We start from the raw sequence: 25,588 nt of genomic DNA on the forward strand, positions 1-25,588 counted from the left end.
CCTATCAAAGCCGTCCGGCCATCTGCAACCCACCGCGAATGTTGAGGGCGAACAGGACGATGATGGCGAGCCCGGCGACCGCCTCCACGATCTGAAGCGTCGCGTAGAGACTATCAAATGCGCCAGCGCGCGCCTTGCTGGATAGCCAGAATGTGACCAGTAGAAACACGACAACACCGACCACCCCAATCATCGGCATTCGGGCGAGTTTGGCGTCCGCAAGCGCCTGCTGCGCTGGTTCCACGATGTTCGCGCCGGTCTTGCCTGTGATCATAACGAGTGGCAGCGTCGCAAGCATCGCCCAAGGCATGACAGTGCGAAGAGCGGCACGGCGTCGCGGGAGCCCAGCAGACTCGTGCCGATGGCCGCAGACCAGAAACCGAGTATCATTGCGAAGCTCAGCACGCCGATGACAAGGTGAATCGTATGAGTCATTACACAACTCCTCAGTTTCAGGCACGGAACGCCTCGATATTTTCGTCGAGAAACGCATCGATGCTGCGTGGTTCGTGTCCAGTCAGCCGCTTGACGCCATCATTCACGTCCGCGCCGATGCCTGCGGCGACGTGAGCCGTGTCATCCATCATCGCATCCAACATCCATCCATCGAACCCAGCAGCCTCCAACTCATCGCGCGCCTTCTCGGCGACGGGGCTTACGTGGCGAACCTCATGATCGAGCCGAGCGGTCAGCCGACGCGCGATCTCGGCAAAGGTCAGCGGCTCTGGACCGGAAATGTCGACCGGACCGTCGATTTCAGTTCGATCGGTTAGAACCGCGACGGCGCAGTCAGCAATGTCGCGCGCATCGATGAAGGGTACAGCGCCGTCCCCTGTCGGCGCGACGATCTCGCCCTGCTTGATCGTCGGGGCCATGGTCAGGAGGTTCTGCATGAAACCGCCCGGCCGCAAGATCGTATGGCGCAAGCCGCTTCGAACGAGGTGCGCATCGGCTGCCGCATGACCATTTCCGAGAATCGCGCTCGCCTTTATAAATGCACTATCGATGGATATGCGCACGACTCGGCCAACATTTGCGATCTTGGCAGCATCGATCAGGCGAATGCTGATATCCCGGAAGTGCTCCCTAACCGGGGTAATGAGCAACGCGGCGTCGACATATGCGAACAGCGTGGGGTCGATCGGGTGGTCCATATCGACGACACGGGCATTGACGCCTCGCGCGGTCAAGCGGTTTGCACTGGCCTCGGTATGAACAAGCGCGCGTACGACGTGCCCAAGGTCCAAAAGCCGATCAACGGTAGGCGCACCGATTTTGCCGGTCGCGCCCGTGATGAGAACTGTCTTGGTCATGACCCCGGGTCCCCCATAAATACATTCTTGTTGTCCTCAATGAACGCAGATAACTCGCGTGGAGGCCGTCCAGTTAGATCTTCAACGCCACTTGTCGTAATGGCCATCACGCCACGCTCCTGCAGCGGCTGCATCTCCAGGATCGCGTCGGCAAGCCAGTCCGGCATGCCCTGGTTCATCATGTCTTTCTTCGCATCGCTTCGCAGAACGCTGACTGCTTCAACATCTCGACCGATCACCTCACCGAGCTTCTGCGCGACCTCCCTCGCTGAAAGGCTTTCTGGTCCAGTGATATCAACGATGCCGACATAGTCGCCCACGAGTCCGGCCACTGCCGACGCCGATATGTCGCGCGCGTCGATCATGCTGTCGCGGCTATCCCCATCGATTGGCTGTGCGAGGCGCCCATCAGATACCTCCTGCCCGTGGTGAAGGAGGTTCTGCATAAAACCGTGTGGTCGAAGTATGAGAGCATCCGGGAACAGTGATAGGAGATGTGCATCTATCGCGCCGTGGGACATACCAACGAAGCTAGAAGGCACCTGCATGGGTGTTGCGGCCGACAAGCGGACAATTCTCTTGGCGCCAGCAGCTACAGCAGCCTCGTTGAGGCGTTCGCCGACCGCCACCATGTCCGGACGGATCGGAACCATCAAAAACGCGGCAGCAACGCCTTCGAAAACGGGACCGAGGTCATCCCTCGATACGTCACATTGCACGTATTCGATGCCGGGCTGGTCATCACGACGGGCGGTAGTAAGCGCACGGACCTGATGGCCTTCTGCAGACAACTGATCTACGATGTAAGACCCAACGTTTCCGGTGCCGCCGGCGACCAAGATGACATCGTTTTGCATATGTCGGCTCTCCCTTATCAAGCTGTTTCAAGAGGCGTTTGGATGCCCAAAGCGAAAGATCCCGCGGCAATCTCGACCGCAGCATGAACTTCGCTTGCAGCTAGCGTTGCGAGAAGCGGATGATCATCGGCGTGGACCGCGACCTCTGATATTTCCAACGGTCGATACGAACCTGCGTAAGCGATTTGGTGAGCCCACAAACGACTTCCGGAGGAATCTTCGTTGAAAGCCAAATAGGGGAGCATCTGGGTTATAAGCTCGGACGAGGTGCTATTGTACTGAGCCGTCAAATTCATCATAGGGCGGCCATCTTGAAGTAGTGTGGACGTAATCGTGCGATCATCAGTGTGAAGATGGGTCTCACCGGGCTCAGCGGGCCAACGGAACATGCGCTTCGCGATTTCAGCAAAAGCAGCGGGCTCCGACCAACCCTCGATGACGTACCGACCCGCCGTACCATCCCAACTCGTGTAGTTGACGACGTCAGCCCAAACATAGGTTCTGCTGTAGGGTGGGATGCCCAATGCAAGAGGAACCTTGAACATGTTCAGGTGCAAAAACTCGTTGGCCGGACGGAGGGGTTCGGGCAGGAGATCCTTAAGAAGTTCACCGCCGACAAAGAAGCTAACCACGAGATTGTGTGAATTGTAGCCAAGGAAGGGTGGTCGAGGCTGTTTAGAAGAACTCACTGTCATCCAGACCTCCGAATGGCTTCTCTTTCAGCAAGGTTCTGAAGTTTTCTTGGTGTCCATTCTTCCAGGAAAGCGGTGAGTCCTGCGTCAGCCACTATGGTCGCGCCCGTCACCAGAGACGCTTCATCACTCGCGAGGAATGCTGCGACTGTTCCGATTTCTTCCGGCTGACCAACGCGACCAAGCGGCTGTTCGTCGGCAATCTGCGCACGCACCCAGTCTGATGTCCTCCCCTCAGGAGCCAAGCTCTCGTAGAAACCAAGCGTGATGGCGCTATCTACCCAACCCGGCTGTATCGAATTGACCCTGATATGAGGCGCGCATTCAAGCGCCAGCGATCTTGTGAATGCGTCGATTGCGCCTTTGGTCGCCGCGTAAGGGGCGTCGCCCGGAGACGATTGGATTGAATGAACAGAAGAGACATTCACGATAGCGCCGCCGCGCTCCATCTTCGGAATTACATGTTTGCAGCATAGCATCAACCCCCGAATATTGACGTGGAAGAGCTGGTCCAACCGTTCAGTGTCGATCCCCGTGATCGGTTCGAACACACCCATTCCGGCGCAATTGACCAGGACGTTTAAGTGCTTGAGCCGAGAAAGGGCTTGGGCGACCAAATCCTCGATGTCGCTTTCATCTGAAACATCGCACGCGACAAAGTCGGCAACACCGTCGCTTTTCCGGATGGCTTCGACCGTCTCATTACCGCGGTTTTGCGAACGACCAGTAACAACGACGTGTGCCCCCTCAGAAGCCATAACCTCGGCAATCCCCCGACCAATTCCGGATGTCGCTCCGGTGACGATTGCACCCTTGCCGGCCAGCTTCATAAGAACATCCCCATTTGCGTCGGAGTTGGATTGGCTACTGTCACTCTCTGGAGTCTGCTGCGAGCGATCAGAACAGTCATCAACGAAAGTAGACGTTCTGCCGTCCCAGACATGAAATCCCTTATCGCGAAGGCTCCTGATCCATGAATCCGATCATGCGATTGATTTTCCCGTCCTCATCGAGGGTGGCAAAGTAGGTGCCGCGCGAGAACGGCGCGCCATCACGCTCCATGATAAACCGGAAGCGTGCTGTCCCGCGCAAAACCTCCGGGGGACCATCTAGACGAACGGTGATCCCGCTCACGTTGGCACGGAACTGCGTCAGGAAGTCCTCGAACGCCACGCGCGATGTAAGTGGCGCGTTCCGATGCACGTCGTCGTAAGTGAAGTCGACCGATAGCGCGTCATCAATCAACGCGCGGCGAACAGTCTCATCGGGTTCGTTCCACGCTGATAGGACGGTGGAGAAAGGGGAAGTTTCGGTCATCTGGGCCTCGACGGATAGGGGAAGGAACAACCCGGCGGCGAAAAGCATACCGCGGATGTGTAGACCAGCGATCATGCCCATCTCGCCAGATCGGCTTCCGGCCCACCTGCGACCTTCGCACCCTTGTCGATCAACCCTGCAGCCGATGGTGACGCAGCAAAGTCGAGCGGAAAACCGATCTCGAAGGCCGACACTTCGGATAGCGAGGCTAGCGCGTCCTCATTCAACACAACCTCGGTCGCCTTTAGGCTTTGGGCAAGCTGATCGGCCTTGCGGGCTCCTACAACAGGGATGGGTGCGCCGGTTCGTTGCATAACCCAAGAGATTGCGACCGCACCGGGCGGCACGCCCAGCTCGTCGGCGATCTCCTTCACCTTGCGCGCAATGGCAGTCGAACGTTCGTCGAGCAGGCCCATGTTTCCGACCATGCCCTCGCGGCTGCCGTCGGTCGGTTTCGACACATCCTTGTCGAGATATTTTCCCGTCAGAACGCCGGAGGCGAGCGCCTGCCACGTAACCGGGCGCAGGCCATGGTCTACGGACATAGGCAAGAGGTCGCGCTCCATAGTCCGATCTATTAGCGAGTAGCGTCCCTGATAGGCCACGAATGGGGACAATCCGTGCTGGCGCGCAAACATGTTCGCCTCGACCACTTTCCAGGCTGGCGTATCCGAGATTCCGAGATAAAGGACCTTCCCGTCACGCACCAGATCGTTTAGCGCAAGCACAGTCTCTTCGATTGGAGTGCGCCAATCCCAGATATGCAAGTAAAACAAATCGATGTGGTCCGTCCGCAGCCGCCTCAGACTGTCTTCGACTGCGCGCCTTAAGCTTTTACGATGCGCCCCTCCCGCGTTGGGGTCGCCTTCATTTTGACTGAGGCCGAACTTGGTTGCGAGAACGAAACGGTCTCGGCGATCTTTCAGAACATCGCCGAGAAATTCTTCACTCTCGCCACCGGTGTACTCGTTGGCTCCGTCTACAAAGTTCCCACCTCGATCGCCATAAAGGTCAAGCTGACGACGACTCTCGTCCGCATTCGCACCCCAACCCCAACTCGTACCAAAGGTCATCGTTCCCAAAGCAAGAGGCGAGACGCGTAGGCCTGAGCGACCAAGAAGAGAGTAGTTGTCTAACATTTTGAGCCTCATTATACTGTTCTATAAGGATTACTGACCTGCTGTCGGTTTCGTGGACGGCAACTTAAGATTTCGTCGCTCCCTCCTCGTGTAAAATGGGTCTGATATACCGCCGATATAGAGCTGTTTCGCCCTGATCGATGCCGGGTGATACGAAACAACTTGATCCATAAAGACACCTACACAACAATCGTCGTGTATGGACGCTAATGAATAAGGAGACGTTGGTCTTTGGACGATTCAACTAGATGCTGGGACAGAACGACGGATTTTCTGCCAAGAGGCGATCTGTCAAAAATCTGGGCGGTCAGATGCTTTCATGCCTAATCGCACAAGCGCTGATGTAACGGTCGGCACATTGTTTGAAGTAAACTGTGGAATTAGCGACCGTTGCGCATCTCGCTCGGCGTCACCCCAAACTGGCGCTTGAACCCCCTTGTCATGTGGCTGTGATCGTGGAAACCGCAGTCTTCCGCGATGGCGGCAAGAGGGGTTGAGGTGGTCATCACTTTCTCACAGGCCCGCTCGCAGCGGCGGCGTTGGACGTAGGTCCAGACCGGCTCGCCGACGGCCTGACGGAACAAGGCCGCGAATTGGCTGGGGCTCAAGGCCGCGATAGCGGCCAGCTCGACGACCGAAAGACTGTCGCCGTAATGCGCCTCGATGTACTCAATCGCGCGGACAATCCGAGTATCATCGGTAGCGATGTTCGGCGTGTCTCGTGTGCCTGCGGCGGTCCCGACGAGTTGCATCACAAGGCCATCGATAATAAGGCTCGATGCCTTCGGCGTCGCAAGCGCGTGCCAGAGCTTGCGCATCAGCGCAACGCTGGGGGCGGCGGGTTCGGGGTCGAGTGGATTGCCCCGCACAGGGTAGTGATGGCCGAAGGACGATCCGTCGAGCTCATAACTTTCAAGCAGCAGATCGATCTTTCGCGCCGGAATTGAGGCGCAAAAAAACTCATTTGGTTCGTCTATGCGGAAATGGGCTTCCGTCATCGGCGGGACAATGTGCATTAGATTGGGCGCTATGCGTTTGAAGTCCAAGCGCCCGTCGCCAAGGTCGATGGCACCACTGCACGGTCCGTGGAGATCCCAAAAGAACACATAATCCGGTACAGCGGCATCGATTAGGTCAATGGCGTTTTGTTGTGCCCGAAACATCTTGAGACTAAGGGATCCACCCTCGCGATGTTCTTGGTCGAACCTTGCGTAGGCCGATTTCCGATAGAACTCGGCGTAGTTCTCAAATCTCGCTTCAGGGTCAGCGGCGTATGTCGGGACTGCAGTCATAGTAATTCATCCTGCAAATTGCTCGGCGTCACGCGAAAATGCCGCTCGAAAGCCCGTGTCATGGCGCTGTGGCCGTGGAAGCCGCAGCGGCAAGCGATCTCGGCGAAAGTGAGCCGGCGCTCGCCGACGAACGCTTCGCCTCCGCCAAACGCCGCTCGTGGACACAAGCGAAGGGCGTCTGGCCAGTCTGCGCGCGAGACGCTTGAGCGAACCAAGTACGCTCAAGCAGGCGAGTTTGAATTGCCCCAACTTCACTGGCGAGATCACGCAGATCAGAAGTATCGCGCGCGGCGATCACGATGTGGTGCGTTCGCTTCGCCGGGGCGCGGGGGAACGAAACCGACAGGCCCGGTCCCGCACCCACGATCAAAGCAATCGTCTTCATGATCTGCGCTTCTGTGCTAACAAACTGTCCCTCTTGCGAGAAATCTATCGATCGGTATTATCTTATGTGTGGCCAACTTGTCGAGCAGCTACGGTGATTTGATCGCTTATGAACGCCACCACCGCTCCGCAGCCGAGCCCACGGAAACGCCCCCGAGGTCGGCCTCGTGTTCTGGAACGCCAGACGGCGCTCGATCAGGCTGTCGATGTCTTCTGGGATCACGGATACGAAGGCGCGTCGCTCGAACTCTTAACGGAAGCGACGGGCGTATCGCGCCCAACGCTCTACAGCGCATTCAATAACAAGCGTTCGTTGTTTCTCGCGGCGATCGACGCTTATGAGGACGGTATCGGGGCTGATGCGCTGGCTGCGTTCGAGGCTGAACCGAATATCCGGCTGGCCGTGCGCGCGTTTTTGGATATATCGGCACACAACAACACGCACCCTGATCATCCGGCAGGCTGTCTCATCGCCTGCTGTGCAATAACCAGCGCCCAAACGATGCCCGACGTGCGGGCGAAGATCGAGCAATCGTTCCGGCGGACCGAGGCGTGCGTTTGCGAGCGCTTCGAGCGAGAGGTGGAGAACGGCAAGCTTTCATCGGAGCCAACCGCGAACGAAAGGGCAAAGCTGCTCCTCGACCTTATGAGCGCTCAAGCGGTCCGGGCCCGTGCAGGGGAGAGCCGGGATGACCTCGTCCAAGGCGCGCGCGCGCGCGCTGCTATGGTCCTCGCCAGTATGCCCCCCGACGCGGAGGGCGAGACGTAATGATGGTCAAGATTCTCATCGCGTTCTTGATGCAGCTCGGCCTTGCCGCGCTCTTCCTGCCCTTTTAGCGCGTATTACGTAAGCGTCTGCTGAGGCCGCTCTGCCGGGCGTGGTAGCGTGGGGATAGTGTCCACTAGGGATATTAGACACTAGGGGCTCGTCGGGATGGCGAAGCGGTCGCGCCGCCGGCGCATCTGGAGCGACGACGAGAAGCGGATGATCTGCCGTGAGGCGCGGCTGCCGGGGTTGTCGGTGAGCCAGGTCGCGCGCCGGTACGACGTGAATGCGAACCTGGTCTTCACTTGGCTGCGGGACGCGCGGTTCGCGCCGGAGGAGGTCGAGCCTCCGATCGAGGCGCTGGTTGCCGAGGCGACGACGGGTCTGGACGATGCGCCGGCGACGTTCCTGCCCGTGGAGCTGGTCGAGGAGGATGACACAGCGCCGTCATCGGACGTGTCGATGGCACGTGCCACGGCCGGCACGATAGAGATCGTGCTGGCGGGTGGGCACCGCCTTCGGATCGAGGGCGCCTACGATCCCGATGCGTTGGCGCGGCTGCTGCGGGGCCTGACGGGGTCGGCTTCGTGATCCCGATGCCGACGGGGACGCGGGTCTGGCTGGCGGCGGGCGTGACAGACATGCGGCGGGGCTTCGCGACGCTGGCCGCGCAGGCGCAGGAGGTGCTCAAGGAGGACCCCTATTCCGGGCATCTCTTCGTGTTCCGCGGCCGCCGGGGGGATCTGATCAAGATGATCTGGTTCGACGGTCAGGGATCGTGCCTGTTCTCGAAGCGGCTCGAGAAGGGCCGCTTCGCGTGGCCGTCCGCGAAGGATGGCAAGGTGGCGCTGACGCCCGCGCAGCTGGCGATGCTGCTGGAGGGCATCGACTGGCGCACCCCGCAGCGGACCTGGCAACCGTTGAAGGCAGGATAGGCAGGCGTTTGGCGTCGTAAGGGATTCCCTGGTGGTGGGAGCGCCGGTAAGCTTCCGACATGCTCGATGAGGCCCTCACGATCCCCGACGACTCGGACGACCTGCGCAGCTTCGCGGTCCAGCTGGTCGCCGAGGTGAAGGCACAGGCGATGCTGATCGAGAAGCTCCGCCATCAGGTGGCGGGCCATCAGGCGTGGCGCTACGGGACCTCATCGGAGGCGTCCGCGCAGTTGCAACTGGCGCTGGAGACATCCGAGCTGGCCGCCGCGGCCATGACGGCACAGATGGGCCTGCCGGAGGAGGCCGGCGCATCCGCCGAGGAGGCGGAAGTCAAGGCCAAGCCGGTGCGTCGACCCATTCCCGATCACGTGCCGCGTAACGAGGTGGAGATCGCCCCGTCCAGCGACAGCTGCGGCGCGTGCGGCGGAGCGCTCAGGAAGATCGGCCAGGACGTCACCGAGGAGCTCGAGTACGTCCCTAGGCGCTTCGTCGTGAACCGCATCACCCGACCGCGCTTCGCCTGCTCGGGCTGCGACGGCTTCACCCAGGCACCGTTGCCATCGCGGCCCATCGAACGCGGCCGGCCGGGGCCGGGTCTGCTGGCGCATGTGCTGGTGAGCAAGTACGGCGACCACGCTCCGCTTTATCGCCAGTCCCAGATCTATGCCCGCGAGGGGATCGACCTGAGCCGGGCCACCATGGCCGAGTGGGTGGGACGCTCGACCGCGCTGCTGGAGCCGCTCGCCGAGGCGATCGGGCGTCACGTCCTCGAGGGCGGCGCCATCCACGCCGACGATACGCCCGTGTGGATGCTGGCCCCCGGCACCGGCAAGACGAAGACGGCCCGGCTGTGGACCTACGTGCGCGACGAGCGCGACTGGACCGGAGCGGCGGCGGCCGCGGCGCTCTACCGCTTCTCTCCCGACCGCAAGGGCATCCACCCAGCGAAGCACCTCGCAGGCTGGATGCATGCCGACGGCTACGCGGGCTTCGAGGAGCTCTACCGCGGTGGCTCGATCCGCGACGTGGCCTGCCTCGCACATGTGCGGCGCAAGTTTGTGGACGTGCACCGGGCGCAGGGCTCCGCAATCGCCGAGGAGGCCATCCGCAGGATCGGGCAGCTCTACGCCGTCGAGACGGCGATCCGCGGCTCGCCGCCCGACGAGCGCATCCACATCCGCCAGGAGAAGGCCGCGCCGGTCTTCGACGAGTTCGAGCGCTGGCTGCCCGAGCAACTCTCGACCATCTCCGGCAAGACGCCCCTCGCGATGGCCATCCGCTACGCGTCCGGGCGCCTGAAGCGGCTGCGGCCGTATCTAGCGCACGGCACCCTGAGCGCGGACAACAACGTGGCCGAGCGCGCCATGCGCTGCGTGGCCCTGGGCAGGAAGAACCATCTCTTCGTAGGCTCTCCCGCCGGCGGCCGCGCCGCCGCGGTAGCTTACACGCTGATCGAGACTGCCAAGCTGAACGGCGTCGATCCGCAGGCCTGGCTCGCCGACACCCTCGCGCGCCTGCCCGACCACAAGATCACGCGGCTGGACGATCTGCTGCCCTGGCGGTGGAAAGCATGAGCGTCTTGCGGCCGTGCGCCACGCTCGAGGACATCGAGCCCACCGTCCTGCGCCGCATCGAGGTGCCCGGGGCCATGCGGCTCGACCGGCTGCATCTGGTGCTCCAGGCCGCCATGCCCTGGCAGAACTATCACCTCTGGGAGTTCCAGGCTGGCGACACCCGCTGGGGCCTGCCGGACCCCGACTACGGCGACGACATCCGTCCCGCGGCCAAGGCTACGCTCGCTGAGGCCGTAGAGGCCGCAGGCGGCGGCGCCATCGGCTACCTCTACGACTTCGGCGACAGCTGGCAGCACCGCATCACGGTCGAGGATCGGACCCCACCAGACCCCCGTCACCTCTATCCCCGCCTCACCGACGTCGAGGGCCGCTGCCCACCCGAAGACGTCGGCGGCATCCCGGGCTACGAGCGCTACATCGACATCCTCGCCGATCCCAAAAACCCGCAGCACGCCGAGACCCTAGAATGGCACGGCGGACCCTTCGACCCCAATGTCCCACCCGCTGACGAACTGCGCCTCGACGTCCTCAAACTTGCGAAGAAGTGGAAGCCACGCGCCCGATAGACGGCGCGGGCAGACGCTTACGCATTGGGTGTCCTTCGCCCAATCAAATCACGATGTGCTCTTCCCCCACGTTGGTGGACGGGGAAGATCGCCAAACCGAAGGAGGATCAGCTCAAGCTGGTCAGCCGGGTCGCAAATCTGGTCGATGTCCAACCGATCAGGACCACCGCAGACCAAGTCGGTGACGGTGACTAAACTAGCGTCGCGACCCTGCGTTTCGCCCACGCATTGCAAGAGAGCCGCGAAGCGATTGGGAAAGCCACGCTGGCATGGCGATGGGCCACCGCGACATGCGCTCAAGACCAGAGCAACGTCCCAGAAAACCAGCGGATGATCCAAGGTCTTGGGTTCACTCCCGTGATATACCTAAGACACTGGTTGCAATGCTCATCGAGGAATCGTCCATGCGTATCTCCCTTCTCGCTGCTCTCTGCCTTACGGTATCGATGCCCGCTTTTGGCGACACAGCTCACGCGGAGCGCGTTGATCACCACCTGACGCAGCTTCAACTCCATGCGCGGAGCGCGTTTCGGCTTTACGACATTGATGTCGATCCCAGGTCGCTTACCCTTGGTCAACTCGCGCAGATCGAGAGCGTGCTCGACAGCGAGGACTCCGGGGGGCAGAAGCGCGCCCGGATCAGGACCATTGCCGATCAATGAGCTTCGACAGGGGGGCGGTGCGCCGAGCTACCCCGAATGAAGACCCCTGATGCTTGTCGGCTGGCAGGCGCGACTTTCGTTCGCGGGAAGCGGATCAGGACGACCGTTCCCGACCCGGCGCGGCCGTGCCCGCGCGACAAGGTGCACCGCCAGTTCCAGGCCCCGGCGCCGAACCGGCTCTGGGTGAGCGACTTCACCTACGTCGCGACCTGGCGGGGCTTCGTCCACGTCGCATTCGTCATCGACACCTACGCCAGGCGCATCGTCGGCTGGCGGGTGAGCGGCACCGCGACCGCTGGCTTCGTCCTCGACGCCCTAGAGCAGGCCATCCACGACCGAAAGCCCGCGAAGAATGCAGACCTCGTCGCCCATTCGAACCGCGGCTCGCAAGGCGATCCGCTACACCGAGCGTCTGGCCGAGGAAGGGATCGAGCCGTCGGTCGGACCGGTCGGGGATTCATACGACAACGCGCTGGCCGAGACCGTTATCGGCCTCTTCAAGACCGAGGTCATCCGCCCGCCTGGACCCTGGCGCTCGCTCGAGGCCGTGGAGTTCGCGACCCTCGAATGGGTGGACTGGTTCAACCATCGCCGCCTGCTCGAACCGATCGGGCACGTTCCGCCAGCCGAAGCAGAAGCCACCTACTACGAGCAGATCGACATGCAGCGGCAAGCCGCGTAACTCAAACCAAACAGCCTCCGGAAAACCAGGGGCGGTTCACTATCAGGGAGTCGCGGTAAAAACTGGCAAGCCCTTCAAAGCGCGTTTTGCACATTTCTGGACAATGCGTGATGGCAAGATCGCGCGCCTTCAACAAACAGCAGACACCGTTCAATTGGCGCGTTCCCTGGACGCCTGAACCTGGCTGCGAAACGAGACCAACGGAGATATCTCAAAGGACGGAGACCCAATATGGCCGACAAAAGGGTTTGTTTGATTACTGGTGCCCACAAGGGGATGGGGCTCGAAGCGGCGCGTCAGCTCGGGAAAAAGGGCTTGCACGTGATCCCGAGCGCACGCGACTCGGAACAATCCGAAGCGGCGGTCGCGCGACTCAAGAGCGATGGCGTTTCAGCGGAACCCCTAACGATCGACACAACCAATGAAGTGTCAGTACGGACAGCAGCGCGGGCCGTGCACGAACGTCATGGCAAGCTCGATGTTTTGATCAACAATGCAGGGGTGAGCCTGGAGTTCGACACCGGCATCACACCCGAGACTCTAGGCATCGAACAGATTCGTGCGACCTACGAAACTAATGTGTTCGGCACCTTCCGCATGATTCAGGCGTTCACGCCGTTGCTGGCAGATGGCGACGGGCCGCGCATCGTCAACATTGCATCCACTATGGGTTCCCTTGCCGCGCTGTCGGACCCGGAGAGCCCATATTACGAGATGAATGTGCCCGCCTACAATTCCTCGAAATCCGCTGTGAACGGACTGACGGTTGCGTATGCCAAAGCATTAAAGTCCAAAGGCATTTCTGTCACTTCAATATGTCCTGGCTGGGTGCGCACTGACATCGGCACCAAAAACGCGTTTAAGTCCGTCGAGGAAGGCGTGATGATTACGGTTCAGGTCGCGACGATGGACAATCCTCCATCCGGTGCCTTTGTCGATATCGACGGGCCAGTGCCTTGGTGAGCGGGTGAGATATGCCGAAACAAATCCAGACCCTGTGCTTGAATGACGCGAAGGCTCTGCTGGCAGCAGGAGAGGCGAAGGCGGGCGAACTCGGGCGGCCCGTCAACATCGCGGTCGTCGATGCAGGCGGGCATCTCATCGCCCATCTCCGCATGGACGGTGCATGGTTCGGTACGACCGATCTCGCGATCAACAAGGCGTTCTCCGCGCGCGCATTCGACATGAGCACCGAGGCGCTCGGTAACTTTGCACAGCCGGGGCAGGAGGCTTACGGCATTCAGTATTCCAACAGTGGTCGTGTCATGATTTTCTCAGGTGGATTTCCGGTCGAGCGCAACGGCGTTGTCATCGGTGCCATTGGCGTCGCGGGTGGAGTTGGTGATGAAGACCGCATGATCGCGGAGGCCGCATTGAATGCCTTTTTCGGCGAAACTTATCAACAAGCGAAGGGTGCTTAGATGCTGAAACTCTATACTATGCCCGGGGCGTGCGCCCTGGCCCCAAATATCGGCTTCGCTTGGCTAAACGTTCCTGTCGATATTGAAAACATGGTCTTCGGGGAACACCGCGAGCCCGCATTCCTTGAAATCAATCCGGCTGGAAAAGTTCCCGCTTTGCAATTCGATGATGGGCAGGTTCTGACCGAAGCAGCCGCGATCTTTGCTTGGCTTGGCAACACCCATGGAGTCGATCGTTTCGAACAGGATCCCATACTTCGCTGGCGGGAGGCCGAAGCGTTGAGCTATATGACATCTGAGGTGCACACGGACTACCAGCCGCATTTCACCGTTGAACGCTATGTGATGAGCGAGGCCGCGCAGACTGAACTGAAGGCCAAGACATACGAAAAAATCGCCCACCATTATGATATCATGAACAAAACGTTGCAGGGTGCGGGCGGCGAGTGGTATCTTGGCGCGCCGAGCTTCGCGGATGCCTATCTCTATTTGCTGGTGCGCTGGATCGTCCAGACACCGCTGTCCCTGTCAGACTACCCTGAGCTTAAGGCGCATGTGCGCAAGATGCAGGCCGACAACGGCGTGCGACTCGCACTAGAGCGCCAGGAAATGGAACCCATTTGATAATACGTCACAACATGCTGTCGGCCCGAAGATCGAAAGATATGGATTGGCTCACTATGTGGCGCAAAGCGGTCGCCGACGCAGTCGCAGCGAAATCCCTCGAAGTCCCGCGGAACCGGCATATGCGTCGGCCGCCGTCTAAAGATTAGGTCTCATCTGGCGCGTTTTCCTTCAACAAAAGATCCAGTCGCACATCCAGCGCCAGCGCGGCATGCCAAAGCGTGATGATGGTGACGTTCTGTTGGCCGCGCTCCATCGAACTCACATGGGCGCGATCCACGCCCCATCTTCACGGCCAATGCCGCCTGGCTCATATCAGCTAAAGTTCTGTAGTGCTTGAGATTGTTCCCAAAAACCTGCCGGATATCCATCCGACGACCAAAGACCTATCGCGTATTTTAGTGCGACGTATTATAATGCTCTCTCTATGCCACCTCGTTCAGCGATCAGATACGGAAATGCAGCCTTTCAGCCGTGCGGCAGTTGCGCGAAGCCATGTAAATGAGGCATTAGCCAGATGGGCATCGACGGTGCTCATGGGGGATAAGATGAGCAGCGAGATCAGTCGAAGACTTACCGATACCCCGCCAAACAGCGACCATGGAGTTGACCCGGTTTCACGGACACCCTGAGAGTTCAGCCGGAGGTGTTCGAGATGACCCGTTATCGCCCTGCCTATCCGCCGGAGTTTCGGCGCCAGATGATCGATCTTGTCCGCTCCGTCGCACGCCCGAAGAGTTGTCGCGTGAGTTCGAGCCGAGCGCCGCGTCGATCGCCGGATGGGTCCGTCGCGCCGACGCTAAGGACGGCACGCGGCCTGATGTCATGAGTACGGCCGAACGTGAGGAGCTCGCGCGTCTCCGTCGCGAGAACCGGCAGCTTCGTCAGGAGCGGGACATATTGGCAGAGGCTACGGCCTGGTTCGCGGCCGCCCCGAACGGGCGTACGAACTGATGCGGACGAACCAGGCCGAGCATCCGATCCGCGTCATGGCCTGTGTGTTGGGCGTATCTGCCTCTGGCTTCTACGACTGGCGCGATCGGCAGCCGTCGGATCGGCAGAGAGGCGATGCCGCCCTTCTACGCCGCATCCGCACCATTCACGCTGTCTCGCATGGGACCTACGGCGCGCCACGCGTTCATGCAGAGTTGCGGGCCGAGGGCGTCCAGATCGGGCGCAAGCGCGTCGCCCGGCTGATGCGCGAGGCCGGGATCGCGGGTGTCAGCCGCAGGCGCAGGGCCGTCCGCGCCCCGGAACGGACCTCCGCCGGCGATCCTCCCGCTTCGCTACGCCAGGCCGTCTTGGCGACCGGAGAGGCGCCCTCAGCGCTTTGCTCGAACCACGCTTCCACTTCATCATCGCAACCTCCATCAGCCAAGCGTTGCGACAACCGGTTGAGACCGCCCAGTATACGTCCTGGGTGTTCGGCCATCGCTGCCGAATGGCGGGCATCCGGCCATCAACCGGCACTGCCGGCGATGCACTCGACAACGCCATGTGCGAGAGCTTCTTCGCCACCCTCGAATGCGAGCTGATCGATCGCCATCGCTTCGCAACGAAAGCCGAGGCGCAGATCGCCGTGTTCCATTTCATCGAGGGCTTCTACAACCCGTCGCGCCGACACTCGTCCATCGGCTACCTGTCACCCGCCGAGTTCGAAGCAGCCCATCAATCCAACCGTGCCCAGACGGGCACGCCCAAACCCGAAACCTGTCCGTGAAACCGGGTCAACTCCAACTCCATTTGATCATCTGGTTGAGGCTTGTGAGGAGCTGTATGGCGAGGGCCGTGATGATGACCTTGAAGGGTTTGCCCTGCGCCTCGAGGCGGGCGGCCGCTTAACCTGCCGCCCGCCACAGCCCCAATTCAGGGTCGAGCGTCGCGCAGGTCTCCATCGTCAATGTGCGCCAGCGATGGGTCGGGTTGAAGGTCGGCGCCGCGTCGGGACCGGCGGCGAGGCAGAGCTCAGTATCGGCGAGACGCATGTGCCCCTCCTCAGTCCGCTCGAAGCGTTGAAATCGGTCTGCCGGCAGGAAACTCTCCTCGGCGCCGCAGGGGCGCAGGACGACCGGCGCGCCGGGCAGCAACCCTTCGCCCACCGCGAAGGCCGTCACGCAGCTCTCGAAGGCGGGCATATAGAGACGTCCGTCCGAGAGCACCTCGACGAAGCGATCCGAGGCATGCGCCTCGGGCAGGCAATTATGCGCGATCAGCGGCAGATCCGCCCGGGCAGTATCGCCGATGCCGAGCACATCGACACAATAGCCTTCCTCCGGAAAACCGAGATCGCTTTGGGTCCTGAGTTGCGGACCGGTCTCAGCGGCACCGGGAGAGGCCGAGAAGAGCAGCCCTAGGACAGCACAAGCGCCAGCGGAAAGAGATTTCATGGGGAGGTTCCCTTCGTGATTTATGGTGTCGCCCAGTCGAGTTGCGGCCCGATGGGCACGATCCCGAGCGGGTTTCTTTTGGCGGATGGCGAGTGATAACCACGCCGGTAAATGTCGAAATCGGCCGTCGCCGCGACACCGTCGTGGCGATAGAGCCGCTTCGCGTAACCCCAGAGATGCGGATAATCCGTCAATCTGCGCAGGTTGCACTTGAAGGCGGAATGATAGGCGACATCGAATCGCGCGAGCGTCGGGAAGAGCCTCAGATCGGTTTCGGTGAGCGATGATCCATGGAGGAACGGGCCCGGCGTGTCTGTGGCATGACCGGCCCGGCCAGCGACTGACCCTAGTCGCGCCTCGAGGGCATCCAGCATTGCAAACACATCCCGCGTTGCACCCTCATAGGCCTCCTGTGTGCCGGCAAAACCGGCGCGGTAAACGCCATTGTTGAGCCGGTCGTGGATCTCGCTCGACAGTGCGTCGATCTCGTCCCGCAGATCGCACGGGTAGAGATCGGGCGCGTCCTGGGATGCGAATGTGCCGAATTGCGTCGCGAGCATCCGGACAATATCGGCGCTTTCATTCGAGACGATCTTTTCGCGGTGCCGATCCCAGAGCACCGGCGTCGTGGCCCGGCCCGAATAGCCAGGATCGGACCGGTGATAGAGTTCGTGAAGTGCTGCGCTCCCACAAAGGTGATCGGTGAAGCCGCTTACAGCGTCGAAAACCCACCCCTGATCCGTAAGACGCGGCGCGCAGGTCGAAAGCCCGATGACGTCCTCCAGTCCCATCACCACCCGCACGAGGGCCGTCCGATGCGCCCATGGGCAGTTGATCGCGCCATAAAGGTGATAGCGTCCGGCCTCGGCAGGATAGACATCGCTCGCGATCGCGCCTGGAAGGCCATCGGAAGCGCGGGTGCCGTCGCGCGTGACCCAATCGCGCAGTACCGAAGGCGCGCGGCGCCACGCGCCGTCCGGATCCGCCGCGATCTGTGTCTCCGTGACCCAGACACCATCGATCATCCGGCCCATGGCGACACCTGAACGTTCGGCGTTTCCGGGTCGGTCAACGTCATCGCGCCAACACCATATCGGCATTCTCCCGTGCGAGACTGGCGAGCATGTCGGCGGTAGCACCGGATCGTGCCCGGATGGCCGAGGCCTGCATCAGATCGATCATGAGCCGGGCGCGGCGGTGGACGGGATAGTCGTCCGGCAGCTCACCCGTTCGAACCGCCTGTTCAAGGCGATCGGCGATATGCGCTTGCCCAGCCACGAGACTGTCGGCGAGCAAGGTCTTGACCTCCGGCATCGTCTCGGCGCATTGCGCCGCGACACAGGCCAAGAGGCAGCCTTGCCCCCCCCGCTTTCCCGACTGGGTCGTGACCAGCGCCGCAAAGAACGCGGCGATCGCGCTCGTCGCATCCTCAGCGGCAACGAAGGCCTGGATGGCTTCGGCGCCTGTCGTCGCACCGTAACGCTGCAGGGCGTGCATGAAAAGCGAGCGCTTGTCGCCGAAGGCAGCGTAGACGCTCGGTTTCGTCAGGCCCATCGCCGCCGCCAGCGACGCCGTGTCCGCACCGTCATAGCCTTCGCGCCAGAACACACCCACAGCCGCATCGAGCGCGGCATTGGTGTCGAAGCTCCGCGGCCGCCCGCGCTTTCTCGGTTCAGATTTTTTTTCTACCATTCAGTACATAATCCTTGCATCGCGGCTCTACCTCTATATATCTACCGAACAGTACAGATATCAAGAGGAGAAGCGAACATGCACGATTTGAATGGAAAGAAAGTCCTCATCACCGGCGGCACGACCGGCATCGGCATGGCCTCCGTCCTCGCCTTCAAGGCGGCGGGGGCCGAGGTCATGATCAGCGGCCAGAACGAGGAACGGCTCGCCGAGGCCGGCGAGAGCGCCGGCGTCCCAACGGTCCATCTTGATTCCGGCGATATGGACAGCATCGCCAAGCTGCCAGCGGCGGTCGAAAGAGACTTCGGCCGCATTGATGTCCTGTTCCTAAATGCCGGGGCCACGAAACTCGCTCCCGTCGATCAGACCGACGAAGCGACCTACGACGCGATGATGGATATCAACGCGAAGGGGCTCTTCTTCACCGCGCAGAAGCTTTTGCCATTGATTAACAGGGGCGGCGCAGTAATCTTGAATACTTCGGTCAACAACCAGATGGGCATGGCGGGCTCGGCAGCCTACGCCGCCTCCAAGGCTGCAGTGCGCTCCTTCACCCGCGTCATGGCCGCCGAATGGATAGAACACGGCATCCGCGTGAACGCGGTCAGCCCCGGTCCAATCGAAACGCCGATCTACAGCAAACTCGGGCTCCCACAGGAGACGCTCGAGGGCTTTGCTCAGGATATCAGCGGCAAGATTCCGATGAAGCGCTTCGGCAAGCCCGAAGAGATCGCCAACGTCGTTGTCTTCCTCGCCTCCGACCAGGCATCTTTCGTTCTGGGACACGAACTCGTTGCCGACGGCGGTTGGACCGAGGTCTAAGCGATGATCCGTGTCCTGAGAATTGACGCAAGCGCTCGCACGTCCGGATCCGTTAGCCGCGCGCTGGCGGATCGGACGGTCGACGTCCTCCAAACGCAGACTGGGGTTGAGTTGAGGCGGCGAGACCTCGCAAACCATGTTCCGATCATCGACACCGATTGGATCGAGGCGCGGGGGCTGCCGGGTGAGGACCGCACGGACGCGCAGCGCCAAACACTCTCGCTGTCAGATACCTTGATCGACGAATTGCGGGTAGCCGATCTCTTACTCATCGCGCTGCCAATCTACAATTTCACTGTGCCAGCAAGCTTCAAGGCCTGGATCGACCTCATCTGCCGGGCTCGCGAAACCTTCCGCTACACCGAAAACGGGCCGATCGGTCTGCTGACGGGTAAACGGGCGGTAGTCCTCTTTGTCTCGGGCGGGACGGCCTATGGCTCCGAGATCGATTTCGCCTCGGGCTATGTCCGCCACATCCTTGGATTCATCGGCATCACCGATGTCGACTTCATCGCTGCCGACCGGATCTTGGCCGACCCTGAGCGAATGGTATCCGCCGAACAAAGCATCGATGCGCTCGTGCCGAAACTCGTTTCCGCCTTCGAGCAGCGCGAAGTTATCGCCGCGCAAAGCTGACGCGCTGGCTCGACTGGATCACAAGATGTTGCCGCCCCTGCGGCGACCCAACCGGCACGTCCAGGCGCGCCACAAACTTCTCATGAAAGGATATGAGAATGCCCCAAAGACTCAACCGATCCCTCGCAGCGCTCTTGCTGACGACGGCCCTCGCCGCGCCAGCGATGGCGCAGGACATCACCTTGCAATCCGCAGGCCCACTTGAATTCGCACCCGGCGACGGCCAAGGCATCCTCTTTGTCGGCGATAGCCTCGGTGCCCGGGTCGTCGCGTTCGAACTCGCCGACGGGACACTCGATGACCAAGTGGATTATCAACTCGGGCGCGTAGAGACATTCGAGGGCCGCACGATGGTCGATGACCTGGCCGCAGCGATCGGCGACCTCGTCGGCGCACCGGCGGATCAGATCAGCATCAACGATATGGCCGTCCATCCCGGCACACGTCAGATCGTCCTGTCTGTCCATCGCGGACTCGGCCCCGATGCACTACCCTTTCTGGTGAAAGTTGATCGCGGGACCGTCAGCCTTCTGGAAACAGAAGCCCTTGCATCGAGCGCGCATAACCTCACACCTCCCGGAGAGACGAACCTCGAGTTCGGGCAGCCGGCAGCGGCCTACGCCGTGACGGATGTCGATTGGCACGATGGTGAAATCTTCGTAGCCGGCGTCTCCGGAGAGGATTTCAACTCGACCCTGCGCCGTGTCGGCTATCCGTTCACCGGGAATGGCTCCGAAACACAGATCGAGATCTGGCACGCGGTGCACGCCCAATGGGAGACTCGCGCGCCGATCATCGCGCAAGAGATCGCCGAGGTGAACGGGGAGCCGACGCTAATCGCCGTTTATGCCTGCACCCCGCTCGTGCGCATCCCACTGGCCGACCTCGAAGATGGAGCCCTCGTCCGCGGAGAGATGATCGGCGAGTTGGGCTACGGCAATACGCCGGTCGACCTCGTGCATTACACCAACCCGATGGACGGGGCGGAAACCGTGCTCGTGACCCACACGCACCGTTCCGCCAATGCAATCCCGTTGGAGGCAATCGGCAGTGCGGACCCGATGCCGGTCGAAGTTCCGAACAATTTCGGGCCTGCCGGGCTGACCGGCTTCCCTGTTCCGGCGTCGGATATACGGCATTTGGCGATGATCGACGACGCCTGGGCGGCGGCCGTGCGTCCCGACCCAACTGATCCAACGCGGCTTCAGCTGCACAGTGTGTTGTCTCCGTTCTTCTTTGACCGGGCCGACCACATGGTGGAGATGAACTGGCCGGGTTCTGCCGATCCCTTTGGCTACCGTCAGTTCCCATCGCTTTCGCTAACGGACGGCTGAGGTATCTAACGATGACGCAGACCAATCTGAACGGGTTGTGTCGCTCACTGTTCCTCGTCGCAGGCTTTGCGCTTGCGGCGGGGGCGGTGTCCGCGCAGGGACCCACGAGCCCCACGGTACCTCTCACCGCGATCGCTAGCGAAGACGGGACCACGATCCGTCTTCAGGGCGCGGACAGGGATTTACAGATCGCGCTTTGTGACGGCACAGCGGTCGCGGATATCAGGCCGGCAGGTCGTCCCTCCGGGCTCGGCGTCGCAATTGATCGCGATCAGGACGGGTGCCGTCCGGCATCGCCCTTAGCCGAGCTGGACGATTTGACGGTTGTTCCGCAGTTTCCCCTCCTCGAAAGCGCGGCTCATGATTTGGTGCTTGCTTATGGCGACAGTGCACAAAGGGTGATTTCCGTCGAACGAACGTTCAGTCTCGGGCCAGCGCCACGCGTGATGGCTGTTTGGCCTGATGCCGAAATCGTTCCAGCCAATATCCTACGGTTCTACCTCAAGTTCGATCAGCCCATGGCTCGCGGTTCGGTTGCCGAGCATGTGCATCTCGAAACAGCCGACGGCGAAGTGCTCACCGATGTGTTTCTCAATCTCGGCGTCGAGCTTTGGTCACCAGACCAGACCCGTGTCACCCTTATGCTTGATCCCGGCCGTATTAAAAGAGGTGTCGGGCCGAACACCGCGCTTGGCGCTCCACTCGACGTCGGAGAAACGTACAAGCTGGTGGTCGACCGTGCCATGCGAGACGCGCAAGGTCGCCCTCTCACCGTCGACTATTCGCATACCTTTCTTGCAGCTTCAGCGGAAAGACGGGCCGTCGATCCAGCGAACTGGCGAATCGAAACGCCTGCGATCGAGACACGCGAGCCCGTACGGGTCAGCTTCGACCGCGTGGTGGATCGGCCCAATGTGCTTCGTTACTTGGCAGTTGTCGGCTCCGAAGGAAGTCGAGTTGAGGGCCATGCTGAAATGATCGACCAGACGTGGATGTTCAGTCCAGTCGACGCTTGGCCCAGCGATCCTGTTGCACTTCACGTTTCGGCGCGGACCGAAGATGCTGCCGGCAATACGCTTTGCTTTGCGTTCGACGTCGAGGCAGAAACAGGATCGAGGTGTGAAGAGAACATTGCGCTGGAGCTTAACCTGTCGCCATCGCCCTGATATCTCTCTGTTAAGCTGCCGGGTGTTTCTCAAGCCATCTTCTATAGCGCCGCGCCTTAAGCGCGCTAGGGCTATCCGCAGCCGACCACCCCACAGGCGGTCGGGCACGTGAGATTCGAACCGACAAGCATAGCGTGACAGAACAGGTCGCAGGACGTTTCAGCGCGCCCCGAGTGATCCGGTTACTTCCAAAAAAAGGCCACGTAAGCACCGCGTAAGCACAGGTCTTCGATCAGAGGATATTTTCAAGGTGCTGATTTTATAGAGAAAAGTGGCGCACCCGAGAGGATTCGAACCTCTGGCCTCCGCCTTCGGAGTTGGTCAAATGGCCTTTCCGAATTGCGCGATAGAGTACGCTAGAGCACGATAAGAGACTGAAATACATTGATTTTCAGAACCCGCACTCCGAAGCCTCTATCCGAGGACACGCCCTGATTTCCGCCCGCTCACTTGCGTGTCGCTTGCGTGAAATGGGGTCTTCGAAGGACCGGAGCATGAGCAAACTGACGAAACGATTTGTCGAGTCTGTAACACCAAGAAGCAAGGGTCATGTCGTATGGGACGATGAATTGCCGTGTTTCGGACTTCGAGTCTATCCCTCCGGCAAACGAAGCTACCTTCTCCAATATAGAGCAAAAGGTCGCTCGCGGCGCTACACCATCGGACTCCATGGCGTTTGGACACCCGAGACCGCTCGTCGTGAAGCGAAGGCGTTGCTTGGCCAGATCGCTCAGGGAGAAGATCCTGCTGCAGAAAGAGAAGAGGAACGCCGTGCGGTGACCGTGCGGGAGCTCTGCGAACAGTACATTGTCGACATGGAAGCAGGCCTTGTTCTCGGGAAAGGCGGCCGCCCGAAGAAGGCGACTACCGTCGCGACCGACATCGGTCGCATCCGCCGCCACATCATCCCCTTGCTCGGCACTCGAAGGATCAAGGACATCACCAAACCGGACATGAACAATTTGATGAAGGACATCATCGCCGGAAAGACGCGCGTCGTGATGAAGACGGAGAAGCTTCGTGGCAAAGCGATCGTCACGGGCGGTCCTGGCACTGCGATCCGCACAATGGGTCTCCTCGGCGGCATCTTCACCTACGCAATCGAAGCCGGGATCATCGACCAAAACCCGACCCACGGCCTGAAGAAGCCGCGATACAAGGTGCGGGACCGACGATTGAGTGAAGCGGAGTACCGGACGCTGGGTCGCATTCTTAAGGACGTGCAGCATGACAGCCACTTCGGCATCCACGCCGAGATCCTCCGCCTCATCGCCCTGACCGGCTGTAGGCGTGGCGAGATCATCAGCTTGCGGTGGAGCGAGGTCGACATCGAAGGCAGTTGCCTACGTCTGAAAGACAGCAAGGAAGGCGCATCCGTCCGACCAGTTGGCTTGCCGGTAATCGACTATCTCGAGGCCGCGCGCTTGAAACGGGATGGGACGTTCGTCTTTCCCGGCCAGGGCGAGGACAACGCCGTCGGAAACTTCCCCCAGAGCTGGAAGAAGCTCCTTGCGGAAACACCACTGTGGGACGTGACGCCGCATGTCCTGCGGCATAGCTTCGCCAGCATCGCCAACGACCTCGGCTTCACAGAAATCACCATCGCCGCTCTAATTGGACACGCCAAGGGCTCCGTTACGAGCAAATACGTTCACACGCTGGATTCGACACTCATCATGGCAGCCGACACTGTGTCGGGCTACGTGAAGGCTCTTCTTGAAGGGGTTGAGTTCAGACGGAACACCTACACCCTTGACCGGCAGACAAGGCGCAGCGCAATCGATGACATGCTCAGTGAAGCGAGGCCACGGAAGCTAGCCTAGTTTCGCTTTTGTCGTCGTTTACGAATGCTCTAAAGCAGCGTCCGGCCCATTGCTGCTGCTCCCCTGGTCAAGCTGATGCTGCGGTGCGGCCCTTCAAACCTGCCGTTAGCCGCGGGCGCAAAACGTGCAATCTCCGGAGATTAGGATTGCGGGATAAAAGAGTACTTTCGGATTGGTCCTGCGAATGTCTGCTCAAGCTTCGAGTACCTCGGATCGACACATTGGCGGAGTATCAAGCATCGGAGCGATGGCGCAGTAGATCGATTATCGCGCAGACCCCATTCGAGAATAGCATTGGTGCTCCTTGTTAGGCGCGTCCCAGACCGGAGCGTGCGGCGAGGGCGTAGCCTCGTTGCGCCGTCACCTGCAGGTCCCGGTCGCGGATCGCGGCCCATCGGTCAAGGATGTCTGTGGAAAGTGCATCCTCCGAACGCCAGTCCTTCAACGCCTCGGCCAGCAAAGTGGCATCCCCGAATGCCTTTGAGGTCCCGGCAGCCGTGTGTGGGCGGACAGTGCCCGCCGCGTCGCCAATCAGAACGGCCCGTCCATGTATGCGCGCTTGGGGCACTACATCCTGTACGGGTTGCATGAACAGACGCGATGCTTCGACAAGGTCCCGGAAAAGTGGGGGCAGAGTGCGCGCGGCCGTCTCGGCCATCTCTTCGGCCACATTCATGTCCATGTCGTCCGCGGGCAGAAACGAGCGATAACGTGTTCCCGAAGCGCCGGTCAGGTACCGGTCCAACGCGACCTCGGGTGTATTCACATACCAGACCCAGTTGACCCGCCGCTGTCCGGGTTCAGTTGCGCCATCCGCACCGGGTACGAGATAGCACAGCATCTGCATGCCCGGATGCATGAAGGATGTGAACCGCCCGGCCAGTGCGTCCACCAAGACGGGTGGTAAAGCTGCCTCATCCTCCAACCCGCGCCAAGCGACATAGCCGGTATATCTTGCATCTGCATTTGCACCCAAGAGGAGATGCCGTGCGGCTGAATTCACTCCATCTGCCGCGATCAGGATGTCTGCTGACACGGAGTGCCCGTCGGCGAGGGTCGCCGTGATCCGGTGCTGGTCCTGCGATAGTGCCGTCAAACGGCTGTTCTGGTGATAGCAATCGCCACCCAGATGAGTTTTCAAGGTTCGGTAAAGCGTGTCCCACGCTGTCATTAGCTGCGGTGCCGGGCTTGCCTGCGCGCGGCCGTCTAGCGCCAATCCAACCCGCTCGCGCAATTCGACGCATACCGAACGCGTGCTCACCCCGATCCGGCTTAGCAAAGCATCAACCTCGGGCTGCATCACCACACCAGCGCCGCGCGCCTGCATCTGACCCGTTGATCGCTCGTAGACGGCGACGTCGGCCTGTAGCCGATCACGCAGTTCGATGGCGGCCGCCAGGCCACCAACTGAACCGCCGACCACGGCCGCGGAGAAAGGTGCGTTCGGCCCCATGTTCAATTGCCTCGAAGTGATCCCGGTCGGGCCTATCATCAAAGTAACAAG

The 25,588-nt window shown here is 60.8% G+C and carries 28 protein-coding genes and 2 pseudogenes; 16 read left to right on the forward strand and 14 right to left on the reverse strand.

Annotation, left to right across the window (positions count from 1 at the left end; all coding sequences use genetic code 11):
• Positions 1-4 precede the first annotated feature (4 nt).
• From H7847_RS18720 to H7847_RS18760, 9 genes are all read right to left on the reverse strand, one after another.
• Complete coding sequence (locus H7847_RS18720) at positions 5-298, reverse strand: hypothetical protein (RefSeq protein WP_227271004.1); 294 nt, start codon at positions 296-298, stop codon at positions 5-7.
• 154 nt (positions 299-452) lie between these two features.
• The gene (locus H7847_RS18725; protein WP_227271005.1) at positions 453-1,313 is read right to left on the reverse strand and encodes an NmrA family NAD(P)-binding protein; all 861 of its coding nucleotides are present in this window, start codon (positions 1,311-1,313) and stop codon (positions 453-455) included.
• A complete protein-coding gene (locus H7847_RS18730) occupies positions 1,310-2,170 on the reverse strand; it encodes an NmrA family NAD(P)-binding protein (RefSeq protein WP_227271006.1) in 861 nt (286 codons plus the stop codon). Before H7847_RS18730 ends, H7847_RS18725 begins: the two co-directional genes overlap by 4 nt.
• A 17-nt stretch (positions 2,171-2,187) precedes the next feature.
• Positions 2,188-2,865, reverse strand: a complete 678-nt coding sequence (locus tag H7847_RS18735; RefSeq protein ID WP_227271007.1) for a hypothetical protein — start codon at positions 2,863-2,865, stop codon at positions 2,188-2,190.
• Positions 2,862-3,692: an SDR family NAD(P)-dependent oxidoreductase gene (locus tag H7847_RS18740; protein ID WP_227271008.1), complete on the reverse strand. Its 831-nt coding sequence runs from the start codon at positions 3,690-3,692 to the stop codon at positions 2,862-2,864. The genes H7847_RS18735 and H7847_RS18740 overlap by 4 nt, the downstream gene beginning before the upstream one ends.
• A 121-nt stretch (positions 3,693-3,813) precedes the next feature.
• Positions 3,814-4,254 carry a hypothetical protein gene (locus tag H7847_RS18745; protein ID WP_227271009.1) on the reverse strand — a complete coding sequence of 147 codons (441 nt, stop codon included), beginning with the start codon at positions 4,252-4,254 and terminating at the stop codon, positions 3,814-3,816.
• Positions 4,251-5,318 (reverse strand): aldo/keto reductase, encoded by a 1,068-nt coding sequence (locus tag H7847_RS18750; RefSeq protein WP_227271010.1) that lies wholly within the window; start codon positions 5,316-5,318, stop codon positions 4,251-4,253. The genes H7847_RS18745 and H7847_RS18750 overlap by 4 nt, the downstream gene beginning before the upstream one ends.
• 380 nt (positions 5,319-5,698) lie before the next feature.
• Entirely contained in the window at positions 5,699-6,610 is a 912-nt protein-coding gene (locus tag H7847_RS18755; RefSeq protein ID WP_227271011.1) for an AraC family transcriptional regulator, read from the reverse strand.
• A 58-nt stretch (positions 6,611-6,668) separates the two neighbouring features.
• Positions 6,669-6,995 (reverse strand): hypothetical protein, encoded by a 327-nt coding sequence (locus tag H7847_RS18760; protein WP_227271012.1) that lies wholly within the window; start codon positions 6,993-6,995, stop codon positions 6,669-6,671.
• A gap of 108 nt (positions 6,996-7,103) precedes the next feature.
• Here H7847_RS18760 and H7847_RS18765 point away from each other — a divergent pair, with 108 nt between their 5' ends.
• From H7847_RS18765 to H7847_RS18810, 10 genes and pseudogenes are all read left to right on the forward strand, one after another.
• Positions 7,104-7,763: a TetR/AcrR family transcriptional regulator gene (locus H7847_RS18765; RefSeq protein ID WP_227271013.1), complete on the forward strand. Its 660-nt coding sequence runs from the start codon at positions 7,104-7,106 to the stop codon at positions 7,761-7,763.
• A gap of 165 nt (positions 7,764-7,928) precedes the next feature.
• Complete coding sequence (gene tnpA / locus H7847_RS18770; RefSeq protein ID WP_227271014.1) at positions 7,929-8,351, forward strand: IS66-like element accessory protein TnpA; 423 nt, start codon at positions 7,929-7,931, stop codon at positions 8,349-8,351.
• Positions 8,348-8,695, forward strand: coding sequence for an IS66 family insertion sequence element accessory protein TnpB (gene tnpB / locus H7847_RS18775; protein WP_227271015.1), 348 nt, complete (start codon positions 8,348-8,350; stop codon positions 8,693-8,695). Before tnpA ends, tnpB begins: the two co-directional genes overlap by 4 nt.
• A 59-nt stretch (positions 8,696-8,754) precedes the next feature.
• Positions 8,755-10,269: an IS66 family transposase gene (tnpC, locus tag H7847_RS18780; protein WP_227271016.1), complete on the forward strand. Its 1,515-nt coding sequence runs from the start codon at positions 8,755-8,757 to the stop codon at positions 10,267-10,269.
• The gene (locus H7847_RS18785; protein WP_227271017.1) at positions 10,266-10,835 is read left to right on the forward strand and encodes a plasmid pRiA4b ORF-3 family protein; all 570 of its coding nucleotides are present in this window, start codon (positions 10,266-10,268) and stop codon (positions 10,833-10,835) included. Before tnpC ends, H7847_RS18785 begins: the two co-directional genes overlap by 4 nt.
• Before the next feature lie 404 nt (positions 10,836-11,239).
• The gene (locus H7847_RS18790) at positions 11,240-11,497 is read left to right on the forward strand and encodes a hypothetical protein (RefSeq protein WP_227271019.1); all 258 of its coding nucleotides are present in this window, start codon (positions 11,240-11,242) and stop codon (positions 11,495-11,497) included.
• Positions 11,498-11,575: 78 nt separating this feature from the next.
• A pseudogene (locus H7847_RS18795) lies at positions 11,576-12,179 on the forward strand (IS3 family transposase); the annotation flags it as partial.
• 231 nt (positions 12,180-12,410) lie between these two features.
• Entirely contained in the window at positions 12,411-13,142 is a 732-nt protein-coding gene (locus H7847_RS18800; RefSeq protein ID WP_227271021.1) for an SDR family oxidoreductase, read from the forward strand.
• An 11-nt stretch (positions 13,143-13,153) separates the two neighbouring features.
• A complete protein-coding gene (locus H7847_RS18805) occupies positions 13,154-13,600 on the forward strand; it encodes a GlcG/HbpS family heme-binding protein (protein WP_227271022.1) in 447 nt (148 codons plus the stop codon).
• Complete coding sequence (locus H7847_RS18810) at positions 13,601-14,224, forward strand: glutathione S-transferase family protein (RefSeq protein WP_227271023.1); 624 nt, start codon at positions 13,601-13,603, stop codon at positions 14,222-14,224.
• Positions 14,225-14,369: 145 nt separating this feature from the next.
• Here the strand turns inward: H7847_RS18810 and H7847_RS26845 are convergent, their stop codons facing one another.
• The gene (locus tag H7847_RS26845) at positions 14,370-14,504 is read right to left on the reverse strand and encodes a hypothetical protein (RefSeq protein ID WP_264479647.1); all 135 of its coding nucleotides are present in this window, start codon (positions 14,502-14,504) and stop codon (positions 14,370-14,372) included.
• Between the two features lie 375 nt (positions 14,505-14,879).
• Here H7847_RS26845 and H7847_RS18815 point away from each other — a divergent pair.
• A pseudogene (locus H7847_RS18815) lies at positions 14,880-15,944 on the forward strand (IS3 family transposase).
• A 118-nt stretch (positions 15,945-16,062) separates the two neighbouring features.
• Here the strand turns inward: H7847_RS18815 and H7847_RS18820 are convergent.
• The 3 genes from H7847_RS18820 to H7847_RS18830 are packed head-to-tail and all read right to left on the reverse strand — an operon-like array spanning position 16,063 to position 18,303.
• Positions 16,063-16,611, reverse strand: coding sequence for an RICIN domain-containing protein (locus tag H7847_RS18820; RefSeq protein ID WP_227271024.1), 549 nt, complete (start codon positions 16,609-16,611; stop codon positions 16,063-16,065).
• 20 nt (positions 16,612-16,631) lie between these two features.
• Positions 16,632-17,711 carry a glutathione S-transferase family protein gene (locus tag H7847_RS18825; protein WP_227271025.1) on the reverse strand — a complete coding sequence of 360 codons (1,080 nt, stop codon included), beginning with the start codon at positions 17,709-17,711 and terminating at the stop codon, positions 16,632-16,634.
• On the reverse strand, positions 17,686-18,303 hold the full coding sequence (locus H7847_RS18830) for a TetR/AcrR family transcriptional regulator (protein ID WP_227271026.1): 618 nt from the start codon (positions 18,301-18,303) through the stop codon (positions 17,686-17,688). Before H7847_RS18830 ends, H7847_RS18825 begins: the two co-directional genes overlap by 26 nt.
• 78 nt (positions 18,304-18,381) lie before the next feature.
• Here H7847_RS18830 and H7847_RS18835 point away from each other — a divergent pair, with 78 nt between their 5' ends.
• The 5 genes from H7847_RS18835 to H7847_RS18855 all read left to right on the forward strand — a co-directional run bounded on the left by H7847_RS18835 (position 18,382) and on the right by H7847_RS18855 (position 24,084).
• Positions 18,382-19,125 (forward strand): SDR family oxidoreductase, encoded by a 744-nt coding sequence (locus tag H7847_RS18835; protein ID WP_227271027.1) that lies wholly within the window; start codon positions 18,382-18,384, stop codon positions 19,123-19,125.
• A gap of 3 nt (positions 19,126-19,128) precedes the next feature.
• Positions 19,129-19,761: an FMN-dependent NADH-azoreductase gene (locus tag H7847_RS18840; protein WP_227271028.1), complete on the forward strand. Its 633-nt coding sequence runs from the start codon at positions 19,129-19,131 to the stop codon at positions 19,759-19,761.
• 98 nt (positions 19,762-19,859) lie between these two features.
• Positions 19,860-21,095, forward strand: coding sequence for a hypothetical protein (locus H7847_RS18845; protein ID WP_227271029.1), 1,236 nt, complete (start codon positions 19,860-19,862; stop codon positions 21,093-21,095).
• Positions 21,096-21,106: 11 nt separating this feature from the next.
• Complete coding sequence (locus H7847_RS18850) at positions 21,107-22,261, forward strand: hypothetical protein (protein WP_227271030.1); 1,155 nt, start codon at positions 21,107-21,109, stop codon at positions 22,259-22,261.
• Positions 22,262-22,755: 494 nt separating this feature from the next.
• Positions 22,756-24,084 carry a tyrosine-type recombinase/integrase gene (locus tag H7847_RS18855; RefSeq protein WP_227271031.1) on the forward strand — a complete coding sequence of 443 codons (1,329 nt, stop codon included), beginning with the start codon at positions 22,756-22,758 and terminating at the stop codon, positions 24,082-24,084.
• Between the two features lie 307 nt (positions 24,085-24,391).
• Here the strand turns inward: H7847_RS18855 and H7847_RS18860 are convergent, their stop codons facing one another.
• Positions 24,392-25,537 carry an FAD binding domain-containing protein gene (locus H7847_RS18860; protein WP_227271033.1) on the reverse strand — a complete coding sequence of 382 codons (1,146 nt, stop codon included), beginning with the start codon at positions 25,535-25,537 and terminating at the stop codon, positions 24,392-24,394.
• Positions 25,538-25,588: the final 51 nt, after the last annotated feature.

The sequence above is a fragment of the Roseobacter weihaiensis genome, assembly GCF_020622345.1.
Lineage (GTDB): Bacteria > Pseudomonadota > Alphaproteobacteria > Rhodobacterales > Rhodobacteraceae > Roseobacter > Roseobacter weihaiensis.